We start from the raw sequence: 24,226 nt of genomic DNA, 5'->3' as shown, positions 1-24,226 counted from the left end.
CAGTGGCTGCACGTTACTCGGCCCGCGTCCAGCCCAGCTTGGTTCGCACGAATGCGGTCAGCAAGTCCGCATTGGCCTGATGCTGCTTGACGCGCGGATGCTGGCCATACCCGGTGAACGGAAAGAACAGCGTATCGATGCGCGCGTCGCCTGCTGCGCGCAGGTTTGCCACCGCCGACGTGACGTAGCCCGGCCACACGGAACCGGCGCGGGTCGCGTCCATGCTCCCCAGCGCGCAGACGATGTAGGCGTTCGGATAGAGCGCGCGCACGCGGGCGACGAACGCCTGGTAGGCCGCGATCCGCTGCGCATCCGTCGGTTCCGGCTGCAGCTTGTGATCGCGGCCAATCAGCCAGCTGTCGTTCTGCATCAGGTTGATGACGACGACGTCAGGCGTCCAGCGCTTGAAGTCCCACTGGCTGTCGTTGTCGCCGACGGCACTCATCTGGTCGTAGAAATCCGGCATCGTAAACGGAAACCAGCTGATCATCACGCCGATGCCGCCTTGCGACGTGATGTGCGCTTCGGCGCCGAGCTGGCGCGCCGCGATCGATGCGTACGATTGGTAGTTGTTCTTGTCCTTGCCCAGATCGTCCCGCCCATCGTCGGGCGCTTCATTGCCCATGCCGCTCGTGATCGAATCGCCAAAGAACTCGATCCTGCGCTTGGGCCGTGGGGGCGGCGGCGCCAGCGTCGCCTTGTCATCGAGCTCGATGCCCTTGAAGACGGTGGCACCCTCCTCGCCCTCGGTGCGTTTGGTCAGCAGAAAACGGTGCGCGCCCGGCGCCAGGCCATTGGCGACCAGATAGGTCTTGCTGCCCTTCTCCAGTTGCAGGATGACCGGCCGCGTGGTGTCGCCATCGACGAACACATTGAAGTAATTCTTGCCGTTCTGGTCGTCGAGGACAATCGCCAGCGAGGTCCCGGTGAAGTTGCCGGCGATCGCCGTGCCGGGCCAGCTCAGGACCGGCGCCTTCGCATCGGTCATGTCGATACGCCCCGTATAGGCCAGATGCGGATGATCTGCCGCGATCTGATTGGCAGCGCCAGCCGGCGCCAGGTGCAGCAAGGCGGCCAGGATGAGTGAATACGCGAGATTTTTCATGGAAGTCAGTACGAAAAAAGCCGGGCGCGCTGGCACCCGGCTGTTGGTAAGCGCCGTAACGATTACAGCTTGATGGTCACCGGCTTGCCGTCATAGACCACGGTCTTGTCGGCCGCATCCAGGTTCTCTGCCGTCGACACGCCCGGCTTGATGACGCGCACCTTGAACTCGCGCCTCATCGGCATGCCCTTGTACTGGCCGGCGCGTTCGCCGATCTGCACGACGCCCGTCTTGTCGTCGTAGGCGATGCGGATGCGGCTGGCTTCACCACGCTCGTAGGCGTTGGTCACGCCGTCATCCTCATACAGCGTGGCTTCGCCATTGGCGCCCGCATACACGAACAGCGTGACCGGCGCATCCGGCTTCTCGTCGACATACTGCGTCACCGGGCCCGCTGTGATGACCGAGCCGGCCTTGACGAACAGCGGCATACGCTCGCGCGGTGCCTGCACGGTGCGCGTGGCCCCGCCCTTGAAGCGCTCGCCCGTATGGAAGTCATACCAGTCCGCGCCCGCCGGCAGGTACACCTGGCGCGAAGTCGCCTTGTACGCGTACACCGGCGCCACCAGGAACGATGGACCGAACATGTACTGGTCCTTGATGTTCTTGACCTTCTCGTCGTGCGGGAAGTCCATCACCAGGCCACGCATCATCGTGCCCGAACCGTAATGCGTGTCGGCCGCCATCGTGTAAATGTAAGGCATCAGCCGATAGCGCAGCTTCAGGTACCACACCATATTGTCGCGCATGGTGTCGTCGCCATTGGCGATATTGTAGATCTCGCGCTTGACCACTTCGCCGTGCGAGCGGAACAGCGGCGTGAAGGCGCCGAACTGGAACCAGCGCTGGTTCAATTCACGCCATTCCTTCATGTCTTCCGGATTCGCTTCGGCGCGCGACGTCACGCGGTTTTCCTGGGCCGAGCCCACGTCGCCCGTCTGGTAGCGCACTTCCTGCGCGTAGCCGCCGATATCGTGGGTCCAGTTCGGGATGCCCGACATCGACATGTTCGTGCCCGATGCGATCTGGTCGAACAGGTTGTTCCAGCGGCCGACCGTATCGCCGCTCCACACCGCCACCGAATTACGCTGGATGCCGGCAAAGCCCGAACGCGACAGGATGAACTGGCGCTTGTCCGGCTGGTCGCGCGCCAGGCCATCGGCCATCGCGCCCGTGCTCACCAGGCTGTACGGGTTGAACGTGATCTCGCCGGCGCCATACACGGTCGGGCCGATCAGCGCCTTGAAGTCTTCCAGACGGCTGTTCGACAGAATGTCAGGCTCGGTATTGTCCATCCACCAGGCGTCGAAGCCCAGGTCGACCAGCTTGGTCTTGAGCTGGCGATAATAGATGTCGCGCGCTTCCTTGGTGTACGGATCGTAGTGGCTGTTCAGGTAACCCTTGCCGACCCAGTCACGCGAGCCATTCTCGACGTTCTTGGTCCACATATAGCCCTTGGACTCGAGCTCCTTGTAGTTATCGGTATTGGCGTAGAACTTGCCCCACACCGACAGCATGATGCGCGCGTTCTGCTTGTGCACCGCGTCGACCATGCCCTTCGGATCCGGGAAGCGCTTCTGGTCGAAGTCGTGCGAACCCCAGCCATCCTCGGGCCAGTAGAACCAGTCCTGCACGATGTTATCGAGGGGCCAGCCGCGCTTGCGGTACTCGGTTACCGTGTCGAGCAGCTGCTGCTGCGTCTCGTAGCGCTGGCGCGATTGCCAGAAGCCGTACGACCACTTCGGCATCATCGGCTGCTGGCCAGTCAGGTGGCGGTAGCCGGCGATCGCGCGGTCCATGTTCTCGCCACTGATGACGTAGTAGTTGATCGCTTCGGCGATCTCGGACGACAGCGTCAGCGAATGGCGCTCCGGCGCCGGCAACGGATTGTTGTGGGTGATCGCGACCATGCCGCCCGATGGCTTCCATTCCAGGTGCAGCTTGACCGGCTTGTTCTTGGCGAACTTGACTTCGAAGTTGTGGTACCACGGGTTCCAGCCCATGCGCCAGACGTCCATGACCTGCTTGCCGTCGACGGTCAGCGTCGCGTAGTCCGACGAGTACAGCTGCATCTTGTGCACGCCCGGCTTGTCGCTGCTCATCGTGCCTTCCCAGACCACGCGCACGTCCTTCAGGTCCTTGTGCGGGCCGAGCTCCTTTGGCCAGTTCTCGTCGAGGTCCTTCAGGTACTGGTAATCGATGTCTTTCTCCTGGCGCGTGAGCGCCAGCTTGCCGCCGATGTAGTAGCGGGCCGTCAGGCCTTCGCTCTTGCCATCGGCGCCGCGCAGCACCAGGTCACGCGACATCAGATCGTACGGCGTCTGGTCACCGAAACGCGAAATCGAATTGTTGTCCCAAAGGACGCCATATCCCTTGTCGGACACGACGAACGGCACCGCGGCGATCATATTGTGCTGCTGAAGCAGCACGTCTTCGCCGTTGTAGTTCATCTGGTTGTTCTGATGCTGGCCCAGGCCGTAGTACGCATCCTTCGTGCCGTGGTTGAAGCCCTGCTTGATCGCCACGAACGGCTTGCCGCCCACGTTCACGGGCTGCATCGATTCGGATGCCTGCGCCAGGAAACGCTTGCCGTTGGCATCAAAAAAGGCGACTTGGCCATCCTTGAGCGACACAGTGGCGGCGATCTTGCCGGCCTTGAGCTGGACCGAGTCCTTGCCGGGCGTGACGGTGAAGGCGCAGCTGCTGGCGCACGGTTTGGCGACCGTCATCAGGGATGGCGTGAGCGTCTTGTCGGCCTGATCGAGCTTGACCACCTGGACGATGTTGTCGCTCATCAGGTTCAGCCGCACCACCTTGGCGCCGCTGTCGGGCTTGACTTCGATACCGGTCGCGGTCTGTTGGAAGGTGCCTGCATCGGCCCCGGTTGCCGCCAGCATCAGTACTGCGGCCGCCACTTGTGTCATACGCATTTGTCGATCTCCTGTTGTGTACTTTTTATGTTGATTACTTGTTATGCTTACTCGGTATAGGTGCCCAGCCGGACCTTGAGAACGGTCGGCGTGGCCGGCAGGTTCAGGCCGTAATCGGTCTGGTCGCCATTCCAGTTGCGCTCCATGACCCATTTGCCATTCACGTCGAAGCGCCCTTCTTCCACGCGCGCCAGCATCGACGGCTTGCCGTCGTTGACGCCGCTGCCGGAGAGCTTCACGCGCGCCTGCTGGCCGACGATGACGAACTCGTTCTCGCCGATCTGCGCGAACGCGACGCCGCCGCCCGGCTGCTCGGTGCCTGACTGGTACTCGTTCTTGTCCTTCAGGTACTGGCGCTCGCCGAACTGGAACTCGCGGAACGACACGTTCGCCGTCCACCCCTTCATGGCCACCGTCTGTGCGGCGCGGTCGTCGCCCTCGGCCACGCCGTAGGTCCGGCCTTCGAAGGCCCAGCGCGCCCACTGGCGCGTCATCGGCGCGAATACGCCATACACTTTGGCGAATGGTTCGACCATCCGCTTGTCAGTGTGCTTGGCGCCCAGCGGGTAGTTGCTGTAGTCGGCATAATCCAGGCCGAACGGCGCGACGCCGAGGGCGCCCATGCCCAGCGCCTGATACACATAGCGCGCATACCCGGGCGCATTGCCCATTTCCGGGATCATCAACGCGTTGTCGGGCCGCTGGAACGACTTAAGGATCGCCGTGACTTTTTTCGATTCCGGCATGTAGATGTCAGGCGCAGCGAAGTCGATGTGGGGCGCGGCCACCTTGTAGATATCGAGCACGTCGTAGGTTGGCCCGCCGCTGGCGAAACCGCCGCCGTCCTTCCACAGCGCTGCCGGCTTGCCGTCCAGCGCCGGTTCGCGCAGTGCGTTATTGACGAACATCGGCAAGTCGTAGACGGCGCGCCCGGCCTTGGCAATCGACTCGATGTAGCTGGCAATCGCCCAGGAATGGAAGTACTGGGCGGCGTAGTCGCCATAAACCTGGGTCCAGGTCCCGCTCGTGACACCCTGGACCTTCGGCGTCTGGCGCGCCACGACGGCGGCCGGCACCGGCTGCGCGAACGCGGCCTGCGCGCGCGCGCCGAAGTCGCGCTCGAAGCCGTAAGTACCCACCTCGTTCTCGACCTGCACCATGATCACGGTGCGGTGCGCGCTGTCGATCTTCTTGATGTGCTCCATCATGCGCACGAACGCGCGGCGGTCCAGCGCCAGCGTCTCTTCGCCGAACGGCGAATGACTGTAGACGGTCTTGCCGTCCTTGTCCTTCATGCGCGGAAAGCGCGCGTTGTCGAACTTGACCCATTCGGGCAGGTAGCCTGGCCCCGTGTTCTTCCAGGTGCCGAACCAGACGATCACGAGCCGGATCTTGTTGTCGCGCGCCTGTTTGACCAGCGTGTCGAGGAAGCTGAAGTCGAAGCTGCCCTCCTTCGGTTCGATCTGCTCCCACGCAATGGGCATCTCGAGCGTGTTGGCACCGGCATCCTTCAGCGCGGCCCAGACCTTCGGCAAGGCCGCCGGGTAGTTGCTGGAGTTGTGCGCCTGGCCCGCCAGCATCGTGAACGGCGCGCCGTCGACGATCAGGGCGTGGCGGCCGTCCTTGCTCTCGAGGCGCGGCAGGTCGGGCGCGGCGGGCGCGGCGTTCGCGCCATGCGCCGTCAAGGCCAGGCACAGCGGCGCGAGATGCGTCAGGCGGCGGGCGATCTGGTTCAGCTTCATGCGGGTTGTCTCCTTCGTGGTGTCGTTTTTTTATTTGAACAGCGACGCAGACACGGTGCGGCTCTGCCCTTGTTTGAGCTCGACTTCGGTCACCCAGGCGCCGTAGCGCAGCTTGACCTTGCCGTCGTTCGACGGGGCGCGTACCGTGACGTTCTTCAGCAGCCCCTTGCGCCAGACGATGTCGACTTCAAAGCCGCCGCGCGCACGCAAACCCTTGACCGAGCCGGTGGCCCACGCTTTCGGCAACCCCGGCAAGACCTGGATTTCGCCCGCGTGCGATTGCACGAGCATTTCGGCCATCGCGGCGGTGGCGCCGAAATTGCCGTCGATCTGGAATGGCGGGTGCGCATCGAGCAGGTTCGGGTAGGTGCCGCCCGCATTGTTATGTTCCGAGAAGATGCCGCCCTGTTCGGCAGCACGGGCGCCCGGCGCGGCCAGCACGCCGCGCAGCATGCGGTGGGCGCGCTCGCCCTCGTGCAGGCGGGCCCAGAACGCCATCTTCCACGCCATCGACCAGCCGGTGCCGGCGTCACCGCGCGCTTCGAGCGTGCGCTTGGCGGCAGCGGCCAGCTCCGGCGTTTTCACGGGCCCGATCTGGCGGCCCGGGAACAGCGCGAACAGGTGCGACACGTGGCGGTGCGTGTCATGGGGCGTATCGAGCACCGGATCGTGTTTCTCGTCGAGCCATTCGAGCAACTGGCCCCAGCTGCCGATGCGCGGACCGGCCAAGCGGTCGCGCATAGTGGTCAGTTCGGCGCGCAGTTCGGGATCGACGTCCAGGATGCCGGCCGCTTCGACCGTGTTATTGAAAAGGTCCCAGACGATCTGCTGATCGTAGGCGACGCCGTCTTCCACCGGGCCATGTTCGGGCGACCAGCCTTGCGGCGCCACCAGGCGTCCGTCGGGCAGCACCTTCAGGTAGTCCTGCCAGAAGGCAGCGGCTTCCTTCATCATCGGATAGGCAGTCTCGCGCAGGAAGCGCTCGTCGCGCGTGAACGCGTAATGTTCCCAGAAGTGCTGGGCGTACCAGGCGTTGCCCGTCTTGTTCCACAGGTAGCCCATCGCGCCGAACGGGTTCGACTCGGTGCGCAGCGTCCAGCCGCGAATCGGGGCGCCGTCCTTGCCCTTGAATTCCTGCGCCGTCTGCGCACGCCAGACCGGCGCCAGGCCGTTCACGAAACCGAAGAACGGTTCGGCCAGCTCGGAGAGATTGGTCACCTCGGCCGGCCAGTAGTTCATCTGGACGTTGATATTGGTGTGGTAGTCCGCATTCCATGGCGGCGCATAGCTGTTGTTCCACAGGCCCTGCAAGTTGGCCGGCAGCGAGCCGCGCGAACTGGCGGTGAGCAGGTAGCGGCCATACTGGAAATACTGGGCTTCGAGTTCCGGGTCGCCGCCATCGCGCGTATAGGCCAGCAGACGCGCATCGGTCGGCAGCGCGCGGCGTTCGGCGAGCGTCGGGCCCAGGTCGAGCTCGACCCGCTTGAGCAGGCCGCCCAGATCGCGCTCGTGCTCGACGCGCAGCTCGTCGACGGGACGCGCGGCGGCCGTACTGACCTGCTGCGTCACGCGCGCCAGCGGGTGGCCGCCTTCGAAGCGGCGGGCCGGATCCATCACGAAGCTGGTGCCGGCGCCCAGCACCAGCGTGACCGAATTCGCATTCGCAAAGCCGATCCGCTTGCCGTCGACGGCCAGCTTGCCGCCGTCATTCTGCACCTGCACCTGGCTCGCATACGACATCACATTGGTGCTCGGCGCCTGGTCGGGCAGCACGAAGCCGGCCAGCGTGCCCGCCGCATACAAGCGGTTGCCAGCGACGGCCAGGTTGGCGCCGTGGCGGTCGGTCAACGCGACGCTGCCCGTGTAGCGGCCCGGCTTGTCGGCGGACAGGCGCAGCACGATCACCTGCGCCGGATAACTGGCCCAGGCTTCGCGCTTGTAGTTCACGCCATCGTGCGTGTAGGTGACCGTGTGCACGCCGCGCACCAGGTCGAGCGTGCGGCGGTAGTTGGTCACGCCCGTCGCATGGGCCGGCAGGTCGACCAGCACGTCGCCGAACGGTTGAAAAGCGCCCATCGTCTTGTCGTCGCCGGTCCACAGCGTGATGTCGTTGAACTGCAGGTGTTCGCGGCCTGGCTGGCCGAACACCATGGCGCCGATGCGGCCATTGCCGATCGGGAGGGCTTCCTTCTCCCAGCCGGTGTCATTGTCCTGCGCGGGCGCGTTATAGCGCAAGACGAGGTCGGGAGCGGCCAGCGCGGCGCCGGCAAAGGTCAGGCCGAAGCCAAGGCTGGTGGCGGCAAGCGCCAGGCGCAGCGTGTGATGCAAAGTCATTGGTTAACAGGCTTTCCGTGCACGATGCCGCGTCCGGCAGTGCTCATGTAGACAACGCCGAAGCGGTTCATGTCACCGACGATGAAGTGGCCGTCGCCAGGGCCGCCGTACTGGTGCGCGTCATCGTTGATGCGCTGCCAGGTGGCGCCCGTGTCGAGCGAGCGGTAGATGCCGCGCACGCCCTTCACGCTGCCCCAGATGAACACCGTCGGATACGTTTTGCCCGGTGCAGCCTTGCCGAAGCCGACCGCGCCGCAATAGTCGATGTCGAACACCGGCTTGAAATTGACGCCGCCATCGATCGAGCGCGCAAGGCCCCCCTGCTTGAGCGGGGCCCACAAGTCGCCTTCACGTTCGGGCGCCGCGCGGATCAGGCGCGAGCCGCCCGAAGGCAGACTGGCGCGCGCCGTGAACGTGGCGCCGCTGTCGCTGCTGGCCACCAGAGCGTTGTCATCATACGCGTAGAACACGTTCGCACGCACCGGATCGGCCACGGCGCGCATCCGGTTGCCAGTCAGGCCGGCGACCGGGGTCCAGGTCGCGCCCGTGTCACCGGAGCGGAACGAGGTGGTCGAGTCCTGCGGTGTGTGCACGAGCGTCGCGCCGTCGGCCGAGATGGCAATCTGGCCCCGCTTGCCCTGCATCGTCGGCGTCTTGTGCCAAGTGGCGCCGCCGTCGCGCGTGACCAGCATCGCGTCGCCAACCCGCACCAGGGTGCCGGGCCGGCGCGCCGCCGCGTCCAGGCCGGTGGTGGTGCCGATTTCAGGCTTGTGGATGCGGCCATGGCGCGCCGGGTCGTCGTGCACGAAACCGTCATAGTCGCCGATCGCAGACACCAGCGGCGCGCCCGGCATGCTCACCAGACCAAGCGGCACCGTCTCTTCCAGGCCCTTGACGGTGAACGTCCAGGTAGCAGGGACAGCGTCGATGTTCGCGGTGCGGAAGATGCCGTTGCCGGATGTGACCCAGACCGCGCGGGGATCGCGGGGATCGAATTCGACCGACCCGGCCCAGTGGATCGCGTGCCCCTCGAGCCATGGCACACCGGCGGCGTCACGCCGAAAGCCCCGCGCAATTACGTCGGTCCAACTGGCGCCGGCGTCGTTCGACACCAGGATGCGGTCGCCCTTGGCGTCGCCCTGGGGGATGAACGTGTTGATGGTCGAGACGACGAGCCGGCGCGGGTTGGCCGGGTCGACGCTGATGCCGGCAAAGGGGCGCGTCCAGCCGGCCGGTGTGACGTCGGTCCACGCGCCGCTGGCAAGCGCATAGCGCCAGACCTGGCCCCGTTGCATCGGTTCGGTACCGCTTTTGTCCGGATGCGGGCCGGCGCCGTCGGCGTAGGCGATATACAGGTTGCCCGCGCCATCGAGCGCTGCGCGTTGCGGCATCAGACCGGCCGGCCCGCCTGCCACGGGCTGGAAGCTTGCGCCGGCATCGTCGCTGCGGTACAGATTGGGGCCGACGCTGCCAAAACGCGAGACGCCGACGAACACCCGGCGCGCGTGGCCGTCCTGCACGCTGGCAGGATCCGGCAGCACGATGTTCAGGCCGACGTCGTTCGGCGTCGTCGTGACCGGCAGCGCGTCGTTTCGCTGCCAGGTCTTGCCGGCGTCGTTGCTGGTGAACAGGCCGTTGCGGCGCGAGCCGAGGTACAGGCGCGTATCTGGTGGCTGATTCGATGCTGGATTTGATCCATGCGTTGATCCCGGATCGACGGCGAGCCGCTCGCCGTTTTGCCGGCCGAAGCCGTTGCCATGGGTTTTGAACTGGGCAGTGACATCGACGACGTCGAAGGTCTTGCCGTAATCGGTCGAGCGCAGGATGGCGGTGCGGCCGCCGTTCAGGTAGGCGATGCCGGCCAGCAGCCAGATGTTGCCGGCATGGTGCGGGTCGACGGCGAGTGCATCGATGCCCAGGAAGCCCGTCTGGTCTTCGCCGACCCAGTCGAGCAGCGGATACCAGCGGCCCTCTTTTGCGCTCCAGCGGTAGGCGCCACCAACGTCGGTGCGGGCGTAGGCGACGTCCGGCTCGCTGCGGCTTGGGACGACGGCCGTCACGAAACCGCCGCCGCCAATCACCACGCTGTCCCACACGTAGGCGGCAGGTGCGGTCGCCGTCACTGCGGCGCTCGATGATGGCGTCGCGGGCATGGCATTGGTCGCTGTGGCCGTGGCCGTGGCGGCGGCCCCGACAACGATGGCCGCGACCGCGCCCACGAACACGCCAAGCTGGCGCGCGTACGTGGAAGGCATGGTGTCTCCTGATTGTTCTTATGTGCCGCGTATGGGTTGCGACTATTAGCTTGCTGCAAACCATGCTAAACAATCCAAACGATGCTGGCAAGCAGAATGTTCGCGCTAACAAATAAATTTCAGGATACGAACCGGCATATCGACCAACTTCTCCACGCAAGCATGATTGCGTATAACATTGGCGACCTACACGAATTCAACACAGGAGATTGCATGAACATCAGCGGAGAAATGATCATTGGCGCACGCATCGTGCGCGGTGCAGCCGGCACCGTGCGTGCCTACAACCCGGGCACGAAGCAGGAACTCGAACCTGCGTTTGGTCTTGCCACGCCCGACGACCTCGCCCGTGCCTGCCTGCTGGCCGATGACGCCGTCGAGCCGTACCGCGCCCTGAGCCTCGAAGAGCGCGCCAACTTTCTCGAAACGATCGCGCAGCGCATTCTGGATCTGGGTCCGGCACTGATCGAGCGCGCCAGCCAGGAAAGTGGCTTGCCGACGGCGCGCCTCGAAGGCGAGCGTGGCCGCACCGTCGGTCAGCTGCGCCTGTTCGCCAAGGTTGTGCGTGATGGCTTGTTCCTCGAAGCGACGCTCGACTCGGCCCTGCCCGAGCGCACGCCGCCACGCGCCGACCTGAGAATGCGCAAAATCCCCGTGGGCGCCGTCGCCGTGTTCGGGGCCAGCAACTTCCCGCTCGCGTTTTCCGTCGCCGGTGGCGACACCGCCTCGGCACTTGCCGCCGGCTGCCCGGTCGTCGTCAAGGCGCACAATGCGCACCTGGGCACGTCCGAGCTGGTCGGCAAGGCCGTGTTGCAGGCAGCGCTCGACTGCGGCATGCCCGAAGGCGTGTTTTCGCTGCTGATTGGCGAAGGCAACATGATCGGCGGCGACCTCGTGAGCCATCCGGCGATCCGCGCCGTGGGCTTTACCGGTTCGCGCGCCGGTGGGCTGGCGCTGGCGCAAATCGCCAGCCGCCGCAAGGAACCGATCCCCGTCTACGCCGAAATGAGCAGCATCAATCCGGTCTACCTGCTGCCGGGCGCCCTGGCCAGCGGCGGCGCTGCGCTGGCAAGCGCGTTCGTCGACTCGCTGACGATGGGCGTGGGTCAGTTCTGCACCAACCCGGGTCTGGTGATCGGCATCGCCGGGCCACAACTCGATGCGTTCCGCGCCGCAGCGAGCGCGGCGCTGCAGCTCAAACCGGCCGGCACCATGCTGACCGCTGGCATCCATGCGGCCTATACGGATGCGGTCGGCATTCGCGCCGGCATCGCTGGTGTCACGCTGATTGCGCACGGCAGCAGCGAAGGCGCGGGCTGCGCAGCAAAGGCGGCGCTGTACGAGTGCGACGCCGCCACGTTCCTGGCCAATCCGGCGCTCGAAGAAGAAATCTTCGGGCCGGTGTCACTCATGATCGCCTGCCGCGATGAAGACGAGTTGCTGGCCGTCACGCGCCATCTGGAAGGCCAGCTGACCGCCACCGTGCACGCGGTTGCGAGTGACCATGCGCTGGCTGGCGCGCTGTTGCCACTGCTGGAACGCAAGGTCGGCCGCATCCTGTTCAATGGTTTCCCTACTGGCGTCGAGGTGTCGCATGCGATGGTGCACGGCGGCCCGTTCCCGGCCACCACCGATCCACGCAGCACGTCAGTGGGCGCGACAGCGATCGAGCGCTTCCTGCGGCCCGTGTGCTATCAGGATGTACCGGCCGACCTGCTGCCCGATGCTCTCAAGGACAGCAACCCGCTGCGGCTTGCACGTCTGGTGGACGGTGCACTGACGCTGCCTGTGTAACGGGCAGGCTCGCGCCAAGGACCGCGACAGATTCAGCAACCAGGCGCAGTGGCCAGGCGCAGAAATCAGGCGCAGCAACCAGGCCCGGCAGCCAGGCCCGGCAACCAGGCCGGCAGCGCCAGCTAATGGTACTGAATGTCGCGATCGTCGTCGTCATCCATCGACAAGTGCACATCATCCGGGACGAGCGACAGTTCGACCCGGATCTCGTCGGCCTGAATGGCGTTGCCTGCCGGTGGGCGGTCGCCATCGACGCGCACCCACGACAGTACGAGCTCGGAAAAATTCAGCCGCTGTTGCCGCACCAGCAGGTGCGACACGTCGAATTCGAGCCTGGGCATGCCATGGTGCGCCGCGGCGGCAATCTGGAACGCGCCCAGCGTGCCGATCAGCGCTGCATCCCGCTCTGCCGTCGACTCGACAAAGGCCGGCATGTCGAGGTAGAGCGCGTAAAAGAAGCCGCCCTTTGCTGCGGCTTTGCCAATCACCAGATTGTCGAACACCAGCTTGATCATTGCCGGCATCGGCCGCGCTTCTGACTCACCCGTGTCACGGCACAGGGCAACGACCCGTGCCAGTTCGGCCGCATCGCTTTTCGCCAAGCGCAGCAGCACCGATACCGACTGCTCGTCGAACGGCACTTGCGCCACACTACTCACCGACCGCCGCGTGCTCGACAAGCGCCGCCCGGCGATTGCCCGGAACGACCGGAATGGCGGTCGCTGCAGGATCGCAGCACGGGCCGCGGGCGCGGGCGGCAAAACCGTCGGCACGGCGTTCGACGCATACGAAGTGCCCAGCCAGCTGGGCGTCCTTGTCTTGTAGCGCTCGATGCTGAGACCGGTCGCATAGTCATGGCTACCCGCCCAGTACACATCGCTGTTGGTCGACGAATACGGATTCGCCGAAGGCGGCACGGTTTTTCCCGCAAGCAGAGACCATGCGTGGGTCAAGCGATCGATGCTGGCGTGATGGAGGAAAAAGATGGGGTCGAGCGGCGACTGCATCGTGCTCATGACGCCACCGATCAGATCATGAATCGGGTTGTGGACGTCTTCGATAATCGGTTCGAACGCATTGTTTTTGCCGCGCTGAAAATTGCGCACTGACGACGCGAATGGCGCCAGGCTCAGCGCGCTGTGAACGTTCGCGCTCTGCCGGGGTACATACAGGGGATTGCCGGGCGCCGGATCGGTGAATTCCGCTGGCAAGGTGGCGTAGGAATAATAGTCCCAATACGGCAGCATCAGGTAGGGGTTGCCGGACACCGTGCGCAGCTGCTGCTCGAAATGGTACAGATACCCGCGGTGCCAGGCGATGAAATACGGCACCCCGTGTGGACAGCGGTTGACATGCACATTGGCCCAGTACGCGAACGATCCGCGGTTGGTCTGGTTGGTATTGCTGCGCATCGTCGCGATGGCATTGACGAACGCAGGATACTGGTTGGTGGTCTTGAATTGCTTCCATTCGAGCCGCGGACCACTGCTGGCCTGCGCTGCCGCCAGCTCGGGGAGACACTGTGCAACAGTGACCCCGACACCTGTTTTTAAAAACATTCTCCTGGAGCCGCTGTGGGCTTTCATCGCATCCCCCGACTGAACAAAATGCTGTACATGTTCAGTCGAGTGTAGAAAGACATCCGGCGACCAGCCGCGCACACCTTCACCGAAATTAAGCGCGATCAAATGTGCGCCAAAGCGCGTGGCTCACATCGGACAATTGGTGCGCTGGCAGCGATAAATCCGATGACGCTTATCGCGTGTTGCCGCGCGTCGCGACATCCAGCCACACGGCCAGTGTCAGGATCAGGCCCTTGACGATCATTTGCCAGTACGCATCCACGTCCAGCATCGACATGCCATTGTCCAGGCTCGCCATGACGAGGGCGCCCACCAGCGCACCATGTACGGTGCCCGCGCCGCCGCGCATCGAGGTGCCGCCGATGAAGCAGGCCGCGATCACGTCGAGCTCGGCCGACACACCAGCCGACGGCGACCCGGCCGCCAGGCGCGCCGTGTTGATCAGGCCAGCCAGCGCGCACATCAGGCCCATCAGGCCGAAGATCCACAGCTTCACCTTGCGCACGTCGATGCCGGACAGGCGCGTCGCTTCCATATTGCTGCCCACCGCGTAAATGCGGCGGCCAAACACGGTCTGGCGCGCGATGTAGCTGAACATGCCCAGCAGCACCAGCAGGATCAGCACCGGCAGCGGAATGCCTTCGTAGCTGTTGAAGGTGGTGATCAGCCCGGCCAGCACCGCGCCGGCCACCACCACGCGCAGCGCCGAGCGCCACACCGGGATCACCGGCAGCTTGTGGCGCGCCTGGCTTGCACGCTGACGCCAGACCAGCACACAGGTCAGCACGAACAGGCCGATGCCCAGAATACTGCCCCACAGTGGCGGCAGATAGGCCTGGCCCAGCTGCTCCATGCCCGGCGACACGGGCGCCACGGTGGCACCGCCGGTCAGTGCCAGCACAACGCCGCGGTACGCCAGCATGCCGCCCAGGCCGACAATGAAGGAAGGGATGCCCGCATACGCCGTCAGGTACCCGTTCAGGAAACCGCACAACAGCCCCGCGCCGAGCACGATGATGACCGACAGCGGCAGCGGCAAGCCATGCGTGACATCGAGCACGGCGGCCATGCCACCAAGAAGACCGAGCAGCGAGCCGATGGACAGGTCGATTTCGCCGGCGATGATGACGAACACCATGCCGCAGGCGAGGATGCCGGTCACCGACATCTGGCGCATCAGGTTCGACAGGTTACGCGCCGAGGTAAAGCCGCCGTCCGTCTTCCAGCTGAAGAAGGCCCAGATCAGTGCGATTGCAACCAGCAGCGCCAGAATCTTGTACTGCGTGAAAATGCGTTTAAACGTCATCGTGGTCATTGTGTGATTGTGGTTGTCATGCGTGGTGTGGAATCGACGGCGCCGCGGCCGCCTGGCCCAGCGCGGCGGCCAGCACCGTTTCCTGGTTCAGGTTCTGGTTGACGAAGTCGCCGTTCAGACGCCCTTCCTTCATCACCAGCACGCGGTCGGACACGCCCAGGACTTCAGCCAGTTCGGACGAGACCATGATGATCGCGATCCCCTGCGCCGCCAGTTCCAGCATCAGTTTATAGATTTCGAACTTGGCGCCGACGTCGACGCCGCGCGTCGGCTCGTCCAGGATCAGCACTTTCGGGCCGGTCAGCAGCATCTTGGCCAGCACGGCCTTTTGCTGGTTGCCGCCCGAGAGCGACGTGATGGCCAGCGCCGGCGTGGCGGTCTTCAGCGCCAGCCGGCTGATCTGCTCGCTCACGGCGCCCGCTTCTTCGTGGTCGTCGATGCGGCTTACGTGCGAAAAGCGCGGCAGGACCGACAGCGTGATGTTCTCGCCCACCGACAGGTCGCGCACGATGCCGTGGTGCTTGCGGTCTTCGGGCACCAGCGCGAAGCCAGCGCGGATCGCCTTCAAGGGCTCGGACGTATCGACCTTGCGGCCTTCGAGCCAGACTTCACCTTCGTGCTTACCCGGATAGGCGCCAAAGATGGCCGTCACGAGTTCGGTGCGCCCGGCTCCGACGATCCCGGCGATGCCGAGGATTTCGCCGCGCCGCACCTGGAACGACACATCGTCGACCTTCTTGCGGCCCGGCTGCTCCGGGTCGTAGCACGTGATGTGGCGCGCCTCCATGACCACCTCGCCCACCGGATGCGGCAGCGACGGATACATCTGGCTCATCTCACGGCCGCACATCTGGTTGATGATGCGCTCGACGCTCATCGCTTCCATCGGCGTGGTGGCAATGTGCTTGCCGTCGCGGATGACGACGACCGTGTCGCAGATGGCCGCGACTTCTTCGAGCTTGTGCGAGATGTAGACGCAGGCCACGCCCCGGCTTTTCAGGTCGCGGATGATGTCGAGCAAGACCGCGATTTCCGACGCCGTCAGCGATGCCGATGGCTCGTCGAGGATCAACAGGCGCGCGTTCTTGTTCAGGGCCTTGCCGATCTCGATCAGCTGCTGGTGCCCGCCGCCGTAATGCTTCACCGGCAGCACCACGTTCACGTCGGGCAGCTTCAGGCCGCGCAGGATCTCCGCGGCCTTCTGGTTCATGGCGGGATAATCCATGCGCCCGCCGGGCAGCGTGATCTCGTTACCCAAAAAGATATTCTCGGCCACGCTCAGTTCGGGCACGAGCATCAGTTCCTGGTGGATGATGATGATGCCGGCGTCCTCGGTCTCGCGCACCGAGCGAGCGCGCAGCGGCTGGCCGTCCAGCACGATCTCGCCCTCCCAGGTCCCGTGCGGATAGACGGCCGACAGCACCTTCATCAGCGTCGATTTGCCGGCGCCGTTCTCGCCGCACAGGCCGATGCACTCGCCCGGGCGGATCGCCAGGTCGATGCCATCCAGCGCGGGCACCCCGTTGAATCGCTTGGCGATTCCCTTCATTTCAAGCAGATAGCCGGCCATCGAAAGACTCGTTTCAAGACGTTGGACCACCGGCCGGCGAGGCTCGCCAGCCGGTGCGCCCGCAGGCGCGGGCGCTGTAGCACAGTGACGCCGGCTTACTTACCGGCCAGCTGGCCCTGGGTATAGAAGCCGTCCTTGACCAGCATGTCGACGTTGGCCTTGTTCAGCAGGATCGGCTTGAGCAGGATGGTGTTGACAGGCTTGAAGCCGTTATTCAATTGCGCGTTGTAGGCAGGCTTTTCGTTCCTCACCAGTTGCACGGCCAGCGTCGCGGCGCTGGTGGCGATATTGCGCAGCGGTTTGTAGACCGTCATCGACTGCGTGCCGGCGATCACGCGGCGCACGGCCGCCAGGTCGGCGTCCTGGCCCGAGACCGGGACCTTGCCGGCCAGCTTCTGCGACGACAGCGCCTGGATCGCGCCGCCGGCGGTGGCGTCGTTCGAAGCCACGACGGCGTCGATCTTGTTGCCGTTGGCGGTCAGCGCGTTTTCGATGATGGCCATCGCCTCGGACGGGCTCCAGTCCTTGACCCACTGGCGGCCGACGACCTTGATGTCGCCCTTGTCGATCAGCGGCTGCAGCACCTTCATCTGGCCTTCGCGCAGAATCTTGGCATTGTTGTCGGTCGGCGCGCCGCCCAGCAGGTAGTAGCTGCCCTTCGGCTTGAGCGCGACGATCGACTGCGCCTGCAGTTCGCCAACGGCCTTGTTGTCGAACGAGATGTAGGCGTCGACATCGGCATTAAGGATCAGGCGGTCGTACGACAGCACCTTGATCTTGGCTTTCTTGGCTTCGCGGATCGCGTTGTTCAGCACCGTCGCGTTGTACGGCACGATGACCAGCACGTCGACGCCGCGCGAGATCAGGTTCTCGATCTGGGCGATCTGGCGCTGCTCGCTGGCGTCGGCCGACTGCACATACACCTTGGCGCCGAGCTTTTCGGCCGCACCGATGAAGTAGTCGCGGTCGCGGGTCCAGCGCTCCAGGCGCAGGTCGTCGATCGAAAAGCCGATCTTCGGATTCTTGGCATCGGCCATGGCGGGGGCGGATGCGAACAGCATTGCGCAACCGATGCCGACTGCCGTGATGAGTTTTTTCATGCTTGTCTCCAGTGTATTTTCGACGCCTGGACAGTACCGTCCAGGCGAAGTTCCGACATTCTGCTCAAGAATGGCTATTCATGCCACTTTTAGTCATCGTACAAAGTGCAGTTTAGTGGTTATGCCGCGGCATCGCGCCGGCCACGGCCCGATATGGCAAGGCCAGTTCCATGCAGGCCCCCGTGTGCAGCTGGCCCACCGTGGCGCGGTAGATCTCTTGCCACGGCGTCTGGCTAGGCGGGATCGCTGGCGGCGTATCGAGCTTGCGGGCTTCGAGTTCAGCGTCCGACAGCAGCACATCGCAGCGGCCATGCACCAGGTCCACGCGCACGATGTCGCCCGTGTGCAGCAGCGCCAGGTTGCCGCCGGCCGCGCTTTCAGGTGACGCATTCAGGATCGACGGGCTGTCCGAGGTGCCCGACTGGCGACCATCGCCCAGTGTCGGCAGGTTGTTGATGCCGCGCTTGATCAGCGCATCGGGCGGTTGCATGTTGACGACTTCGGCCGAACCGGGCCAGCCGATCGGACCGGCGCCGCGGATGACCAGCATCGTGTGCTCGTCGATGCCCAGTTCCGGGTCATTGATGCGCGCATGATAATCGTCCGAGCCGTCGAACACCACCACCTTGCACTCGAAGCAGTTCTCGGCGCCCGGCGTGGCCAGGTAGCGTTCACGGAAGCTCGGCGAAATCACGCTCGTCTTCATGATCGCAAAATCGAACAGGTTGCCTTTCAGGACCAGGAAGCCTGCGTTTTCCTTGAGCGGATCGGCGAACGGGCGGATCATCTCGCGGTCCATTGTCTGGTGCATGTCGATGTTCTGCGCCAGCGTCTTGCCGGTCACCGTCAGACGGTCCGAACGCAACAGGCCCGCCTGATCGAGTTCCCACATCACGGCCGGCACGCCGCCGGCGCGGTGGAAGCGCTCGCCCAGGTATTTGCCGGCGGGCTGCATGTTCAGCAGCAGCGGCACTTCGTACCCGTAGGTCATCCAGTCTTCGGTGGTGATCTCCACACCGGCATGGCGCGCCATGGCCATGATGTGCGGCTGCGCATTGCTCGAGCCGCCGATGGCCGCGTTGACGACGATCGCATCGAGGAACGCGTCGCGCGTCAGGATGTTCGACGGGCGCACGTCTTCCATCGCCAGACCGACGATGCGCCGGCCCGTCTCGTAGGCCATCTGGCCGCGCTCGCGGTATGGTGCGGGAATCGCCGCGCAACCGGTCAGCGACATACCCAGCGCTTCGGCCACGGCGTTCATCGTCGAGGCGGTGCCCATCGTGTTGCAATGGCCGGCCGACGGCGCCGAGGCGGTGGCGATGTTCATGAATTTCTGTTCGTCGATCGAGCCGGCTGCCAGCTGGCGGCGCGCCTTCCAGATCGCCGCACCCGAACCCACCAGTTCACCGTCGAACCAGCCGTCGAGCATCGGCCCGCCCGACAGCACGATGGCCGGCATGTCGACCGTCGACACGGCCATCAGCTGGGCCGGCGTCGTCTTGTCGCAGCCGGTCGTCAGCACCACCGCGTCGATCGGATAACCGTGCAGGATCTCGACCAGGCCCAGATAGGCCAGATTGCGGTCCAAGGCCGCGGTCGGGCGGCGGCAGTTTTCGAAAATCGGGTGCAGCGGGAATTCCATCGGGATGCCGCCGGCGTCGCGGATGCCATCACGCACGCGCTTGACGAGTTCCAGGTGGATGCGGTTGCACGGCGTGATATCGCTGCCGCTCTGGGCAATGCCGATGATCGGTTTGCCCGAGCGCAGTTCGTCGGGCGTGATCCCGTAGTTCATGAAACGCTCGAGATACAGCGCCGTCATGTCGATCCGCTCCGGATTGTCGAACCAGTCCTGCGAGCGGAAACGGAAGGTGGATTGCTTGGTCATGCGGTGATTCTCCAGTGCGCGTTACAGGTGCAACGCATGTTGCGGCAGGCCCGGCGTCTCGGCGCGGAACGTGAACAGGCCACCGGCCAGCGGCTGCGCCAGCAGATCGGCCTCGCTCAACCCCTTGCGCGCGGTGGTGGCATACACGGTGCGCAGATCGTCGCCGCCAAAGGCCGGCTTGGTGATGTTCGCGCACGGGAAGCGCACTTCATCGACCTTGCGACCTTGCGGATCGTAGCGGTCGATGCGCCAGCCGCCGAAGACGGCGACCCACAGGTGACCTTCTGCGTCGACTGCCATGCCGTCCGGGTGCCCGCTGCCTTCGTGCGTGACGAACAGGCGCTTGCCACTGATCGCGCCGTCCGGGCCCAGGTCGAACGCGAAGATCGTGCGGGCCAACGTGTCGGTGTGGTACAGCGTGGTCGCGTCCGGGCTGATGGCCGGGCCATTGGTGATGATGTAGCCGGCGTCCATCGCGCGCGCCGGCTGGCCGGCGCCGTCGAAGCGGTACAGCGTGCCGGTGGCTTCGTTCTCGCCATTGTCCATCGAGCCAAACCACAGGCGGCCCGCTGCATCGACGTGTCCATCGTTGAAGCGGTTGCCCGGCAGGTCGGCTTCGACGCGGGCCAGCGCGATGAACGCGCCGTCGTTCTCGACAAAGCGGTACAGGCCATCTTCGAGCCCGCACACCATGCCGCCATCGTCGCTCGGCGCGAGAAAGCCGATCTGCGATGGCGCATCCCAGGTCTGACGCGCGCCGCCGTCTTCATCGCAGCAGTGGATGCGGCGGCCCTTGATGTCGACAAACCAGATCTTGCGCCGGACCGCATCCCACAAGGCGCCCTCGCCCAGCGTGGCCTTGACGTCCCACAGGCAGTGCACGGCGCCGCTCATGCGCCGTACCAGCCAGCGTCGACGAAGTATTCGCGGCCGCTGCAGCGGCGCGCGTTGTTCGAGGCCAGGAACAGCGACAGCGCCGCCACGTCCTGCATCTCGACGCGCTGCGGCAGACACTGGCCGGCCAGGATGCGCGCTTCTTCTTCCGGCGTGTGCCACAGCGCCTGCTGGCGCGGCGTGCGCACGGCGCCGGGAATCACCGTATTGACGCGGATGTTCTCGGCGCCAAGGTCGCGCGCCAGGCCGCGGCTCATCGCCTCGATCGCCGCCTTGGCCATCATGTACAGCGACAGCTGGTTCGACGCAAGGTACCACGAGATCGAGCCGAAATTCAGGATCACGCCACTGCCCTGGCGGCGCATCATCGCGACCGCTGCCTGGCTGCAGAAATACGTGTGGCGCAGATTGACCGCCATCCGGCTTTCCCAATAGTCCGGCGTGACGTCGTCGATGCCGTGGCGGTCGTCGTTGGCGGCGTTATTGAGCAGGATGTCGATGCCACCGGCCTCCGCCTCGATGGCGGCAAAGGTCGCGGCCAGCGCATCGAGGTCGGTCAGGTCGCACGACAAAAAACGTGGCTTGTGCGCGGAACCGGCCAGCGCGTCGGCCAGCGCGGTCGATGCTTCCTTGGCGATGTCGAGGAACCAGACCTGCGCGCCCTGGCCGGCAAACGCCGTCACCAGTTCGCTGCCGATGCCGGTGCCGCCACCGGTGATGACGACGCGCTTGTCGCGCAGGTCGGGATAGGTCGCGTAGACCAGTGCGGCGGGGGTGGAATCTGGTGTTGAATCGTGCATCGTGAACTCGTGGTTATCTTGAAGCGGATCGAGGGGCGAATCGTGTCGCGAAACGTGGGGCGCGCCGTCAGGAGGGGTCATGCCGGACGGCCTGCCAGCAGGTCGCGCCGCGCCAGGTTCTGGTACAGAGCGCGCACGCCGAAGGTCCATGGTGCGATGGTGTCGCTGCGGCCGACCGTGTTGACCAGGGCGCCCAGCGCCGGGGTCGAGATGGTGACCTTGTCGCCCGGGTGGTGCGTGAAGCCGCCACCGGCCGCGCCGCGGTCCTTGATCGGCGAGAACATCGTCCCCAGAAACAGCATGAAGCCGTCCGGATACTGGTGGTGCGCGCCGCAGGTCTGGGCCACCAGGTCGAGCGGGTCGCGAGAGATCTCGCGCATGCGGCTCGATCCGGCCAGCGTGAAGCCGTCGTCGGCGCCTTCGATCAGCATGCTCACTTCGCAGCTGCGCAGCGTGTCGAGCGTGAAGTCGCCGTCGAAGATGCGCACGAACGGGCCGATGGCGCACGAGCCGTTGTTGTCCTTGGCCTTGCCCAGCAGGAGCGCGCTGCGCCCCTCGATGTCGCGCAGGTTGACGTCGTTGCCCAGTGCAGCGCCGACGATCTCGGCGCGGCTGTTCACGGCCAGCACGATCTCGGGTTCCGGATTGTTCCAGTGCGACGACGGGTGCAGGCCCACGATCGCGCCATGGCCCAGCGACGACATCGGCTGCGATTTGGTGAAGACTTCGGCGTCGGGGCCAATGCCCACTTCCATGTACTGCGACCACAGGCCGCGCGCGCTCAGCTCCGTTTTCAGGCGCATCGCGGCGCTGGAACCCGGCACCATCTCGGCCAGGTTGGTGCCGATGGTGGCCTGCAGTTCCGTGCGCAATGCAGAGGCGCGGGCAGGATCGCCCTTGGCCTGTTCTTCGATGACGCGCTCGAGCAGGCTGACGGCGAACGTCACGCCAGCGGCCTTGATGGCCTGCAGGTCGCATGGCGCGAGCAGCTGGACGCCGCCATCGCCCAGGCCGCCGTCCAGCGCCGCTTGCAGCAGGCTGGCAGCATCGCCCAGGTCGTCGCCCGGGGCGCTCTTGACGATCGCCAGCATGTCGGCGGCGTCGCGCTCGAACAGGTCGGCGACGGTGGCCGCGTGGCGGGTGATGTCGATGATGCGGCCAGCGCGCACGGCGACGACTGCTGGGCCGTCGATCGGCGCCGGGCGCCAGACGCGGCCAACCAGCAGGGCCGACGCGATGTCAGCGGGGAGCGCGGCGGGAAGCGCGTCAGGTAGCGCATTGACGGAAGATGCGGTCATGTTTTCTCTCGTTCGTGGTGACGGGTCCTGGCGGGCACGCTGAAGGGTGCGAAGCAGCGTGGCTTGTGCAGCCGGGACAAACCGGTACTCAGGAGGTGTGACGGGAAGGCGCGCGGCTGAGCAGGGCTGCAGCCACGCCGGCGGGCAGCCGGGTGTGCGGGTCTGGCATGGTCGTCTCCTGATGCTTTTTGATTATTTTAATGTGCGTCACAACAATCCTTTAACAGAATTGTTAGCGCAATCATTGCAGTCTAAACTTCAGCTCGGACGGTTGTCAACGAATTATTGGCATGCGCGCAGGCAGGCGGGATTGGCATCGGGACGGGTGCAGAAAGCCGTCCCGGGTGATGTGCCTGCCCCGGACGCGTCCGGGAGCGAATCGCTGTCAGATGGTCCGTGCTGCGGCAGGCAAACGCGCCGGCGGGCGCACACGCGGCGCAGCGTCGGACTGGCGTCGCACGAGCACGAAGTCCATGCGCGTCTGCTCCGGCTCGGCCGGTTCTTCTTCGCGCATTGCGCGCACGCGCCGCACCAGGGCCTGCACCGCTTCACGCGCCATCTCGGCAATCGGCTGGCGCACGGTTGTGAGCTCCGGCCAGATGGTCGTGGCCAGCGCGGTATCGTCGAAACCAGTCACAGTGAGGTCGCCCGGCACGTCCAGCGCCAGGCGATGGGCGACGGCGACCGTGGCGGCGGCCATGTCATCGTTGCTGGCGAAGATCGCCGTCGGCCGCTCGGCAAGGGCCAGCAACTGCTCGGCCGCGTCCAGGCCCGAGCGGTAGGTGAACATCCCCTGCACCACCAGTTCGTCGGCCGCATCGGCGTTCATTTCCGCGATTGCTGCGCGGTAGCCGTCGAGACGGCGCGCGCTGGCGCTCTGGTTCGGGTGACCGACGATGAAGCCGATGCGCTGGTGGCCCAGGGCGATCAGGTGGCGCGTCATGAAGTGGGCGGCGTCGTAGTCGTCGATGCTGACGGCGCCCAGGCCCGGCGCCGGTGAACCGCAGGCGACGACCACGGCCGGAATGCCGGCGCGTTCCACGCACCCGAGCACGGCTTCGCTGTCGCACAGCGGCGGTGGCAGGATGACGCCATCGAGGCCATTGTCGATCAGGCGCTGTGTGTGCTCGGTTTCGTGGTTGCCCGCCTCGCACTTCTCGACGAAGAGTTGGACATTGTTCAGGCCGGACTGGTTCAGCAGACCGACGAGAAATTCGCTCAGGTAGGCGGCGCTCGGGTTGCTGTACAAAAAGCCGACGCGGATCGGCTTGGAGCCGGCCAGATTGCGCGCTTCCTGGTTCGGCGTATAGTTCAGTGCAGCGACCGCATCGGCGACCTTGCGCCGGGTGCTTTCACGCACCAGGGTTTTCCCGTTCATGACGCGCGAGACCGTCATGGCGGACACGCCGGCCAGCTTGGCGACGTCCACCATGGTTGGCTTGCCGTGTTCCATTGCTTCACGGATGCTGTCGAGCGTCACTTTACTCATGTCAGGATTGTTTTCAAGGCCAGGGAAATGGACTTGATGTTAGCACAGCAACGCTTGGGATTGCGCTAACATCCTCAGGCGTCGGCCGGCGCTGCAACGTCGCGGTACATGACGGCAGCGCGCTGA

At 65.1% G+C, this 24,226-nt stretch carries 15 protein-coding genes; 1 reads left to right on the top strand and 14 read right to left on the bottom strand.

What is annotated here, in order from left to right; genetic code table 11:
- Positions 1-13 precede the first annotated feature (13 nt).
- The 5 genes from AC56LH_RS07720 to AC56LH_RS07700 form a co-directional block, all read right to left on the bottom strand.
- Positions 14-1,105, bottom strand: a complete 1,092-nt coding sequence (locus AC56LH_RS07720; protein WP_499645380.1) for an SGNH/GDSL hydrolase family protein — start codon at positions 1,103-1,105, stop codon at positions 14-16.
- Positions 1,106-1,167: 62 nt separating this feature from the next.
- Positions 1,168-4,035 carry a glycoside hydrolase family 31 protein gene (locus tag AC56LH_RS07715; protein WP_499645378.1) on the bottom strand — a complete coding sequence of 956 codons (2,868 nt, stop codon included), beginning with the start codon at positions 4,033-4,035 and terminating at the stop codon, positions 1,168-1,170.
- 47 nt (positions 4,036-4,082) lie between these two features.
- Positions 4,083-5,777, bottom strand: coding sequence for a DUF5597 domain-containing protein (locus AC56LH_RS07710; RefSeq protein WP_499645376.1), 1,695 nt, complete (start codon positions 5,775-5,777; stop codon positions 4,083-4,085).
- Between the two features lie 30 nt (positions 5,778-5,807).
- Positions 5,808-8,111, bottom strand: a complete 2,304-nt coding sequence (locus tag AC56LH_RS07705) for a glycoside hydrolase family 95 protein (protein WP_499645374.1) — start codon at positions 8,109-8,111, stop codon at positions 5,808-5,810.
- Positions 8,108-10,366 carry an exo-alpha-sialidase gene (locus AC56LH_RS07700; RefSeq protein WP_499645372.1) on the bottom strand — a complete coding sequence of 753 codons (2,259 nt, stop codon included), beginning with the start codon at positions 10,364-10,366 and terminating at the stop codon, positions 8,108-8,110. Before AC56LH_RS07700 ends, AC56LH_RS07705 begins: the two co-directional genes overlap by 4 nt.
- Positions 10,367-10,579: 213 nt before the next feature.
- Between AC56LH_RS07700 and AC56LH_RS07695 the strand changes: the two genes are divergently transcribed.
- Positions 10,580-12,160 (top strand): aldehyde dehydrogenase (NADP(+)), encoded by a 1,581-nt coding sequence (locus AC56LH_RS07695; RefSeq protein WP_499645371.1) that lies wholly within the window; start codon positions 10,580-10,582, stop codon positions 12,158-12,160.
- A gap of 122 nt (positions 12,161-12,282) precedes the next feature.
- Here AC56LH_RS07695 and AC56LH_RS07690 read toward each other — a convergent pair whose 3' ends face one another.
- The 9 genes from AC56LH_RS07690 to AC56LH_RS07650 form a co-directional block, all read right to left on the bottom strand.
- A complete protein-coding gene (locus AC56LH_RS07690; RefSeq protein ID WP_499645369.1) occupies positions 12,283-13,848 on the bottom strand; it encodes a tyrosinase family protein in 1,566 nt (521 codons plus the stop codon).
- Positions 13,849-13,915: 67 nt separating this feature from the next.
- Positions 13,916-15,058 carry a sugar ABC transporter permease gene (locus AC56LH_RS07685; RefSeq protein ID WP_499645367.1) on the bottom strand — a complete coding sequence of 381 codons (1,143 nt, stop codon included), beginning with the start codon at positions 15,056-15,058 and terminating at the stop codon, positions 13,916-13,918.
- A 16-nt stretch (positions 15,059-15,074) separates the two neighbouring features.
- On the bottom strand, positions 15,075-16,628 hold the full coding sequence (xylG, locus tag AC56LH_RS07680) for a D-xylose ABC transporter ATP-binding protein (protein ID WP_499645365.1): 1,554 nt from the start codon (positions 16,626-16,628) through the stop codon (positions 15,075-15,077).
- A gap of 95 nt (positions 16,629-16,723) precedes the next feature.
- Entirely contained in the window at positions 16,724-17,728 is a 1,005-nt protein-coding gene (xylF, locus tag AC56LH_RS07675) for a D-xylose ABC transporter substrate-binding protein (RefSeq protein ID WP_183552288.1), read from the bottom strand.
- A gap of 112 nt (positions 17,729-17,840) precedes the next feature.
- A complete protein-coding gene (locus AC56LH_RS07670; protein ID WP_332532123.1) occupies positions 17,841-19,619 on the bottom strand; it encodes an IlvD/Edd family dehydratase in 1,779 nt (592 codons plus the stop codon).
- Between the two features lie 21 nt (positions 19,620-19,640).
- Complete coding sequence (locus AC56LH_RS07665) at positions 19,641-20,513, bottom strand: SMP-30/gluconolactonase/LRE family protein (protein ID WP_499645363.1); 873 nt, start codon at positions 20,511-20,513, stop codon at positions 19,641-19,643.
- Complete coding sequence (xylB, locus tag AC56LH_RS07660; protein ID WP_499645361.1) at positions 20,510-21,313, bottom strand: D-xylose 1-dehydrogenase; 804 nt, start codon at positions 21,311-21,313, stop codon at positions 20,510-20,512. The genes AC56LH_RS07665 and xylB overlap by 4 nt, the downstream gene beginning before the upstream one ends.
- Before the next feature lie 77 nt (positions 21,314-21,390).
- The gene (locus AC56LH_RS07655) at positions 21,391-22,611 is read right to left on the bottom strand and encodes a fumarylacetoacetate hydrolase family protein (RefSeq protein ID WP_499645359.1); all 1,221 of its coding nucleotides are present in this window, start codon (positions 22,609-22,611) and stop codon (positions 21,391-21,393) included.
- 385 nt (positions 22,612-22,996) lie between these two features.
- Entirely contained in the window at positions 22,997-24,100 is a 1,104-nt protein-coding gene (locus tag AC56LH_RS07650; protein WP_499645357.1) for a LacI family DNA-binding transcriptional regulator, read from the bottom strand.
- Between the last annotated feature and the right edge of the window lie 126 nt (positions 24,101-24,226).

The organism is Telluria sp. LT1R51-2 (assembly GCF_059685775.1).
The sequence above is the reverse complement of the archived record's forward strand: the minus strand, read 5'-3'. Positions and strand labels throughout refer to the sequence as shown.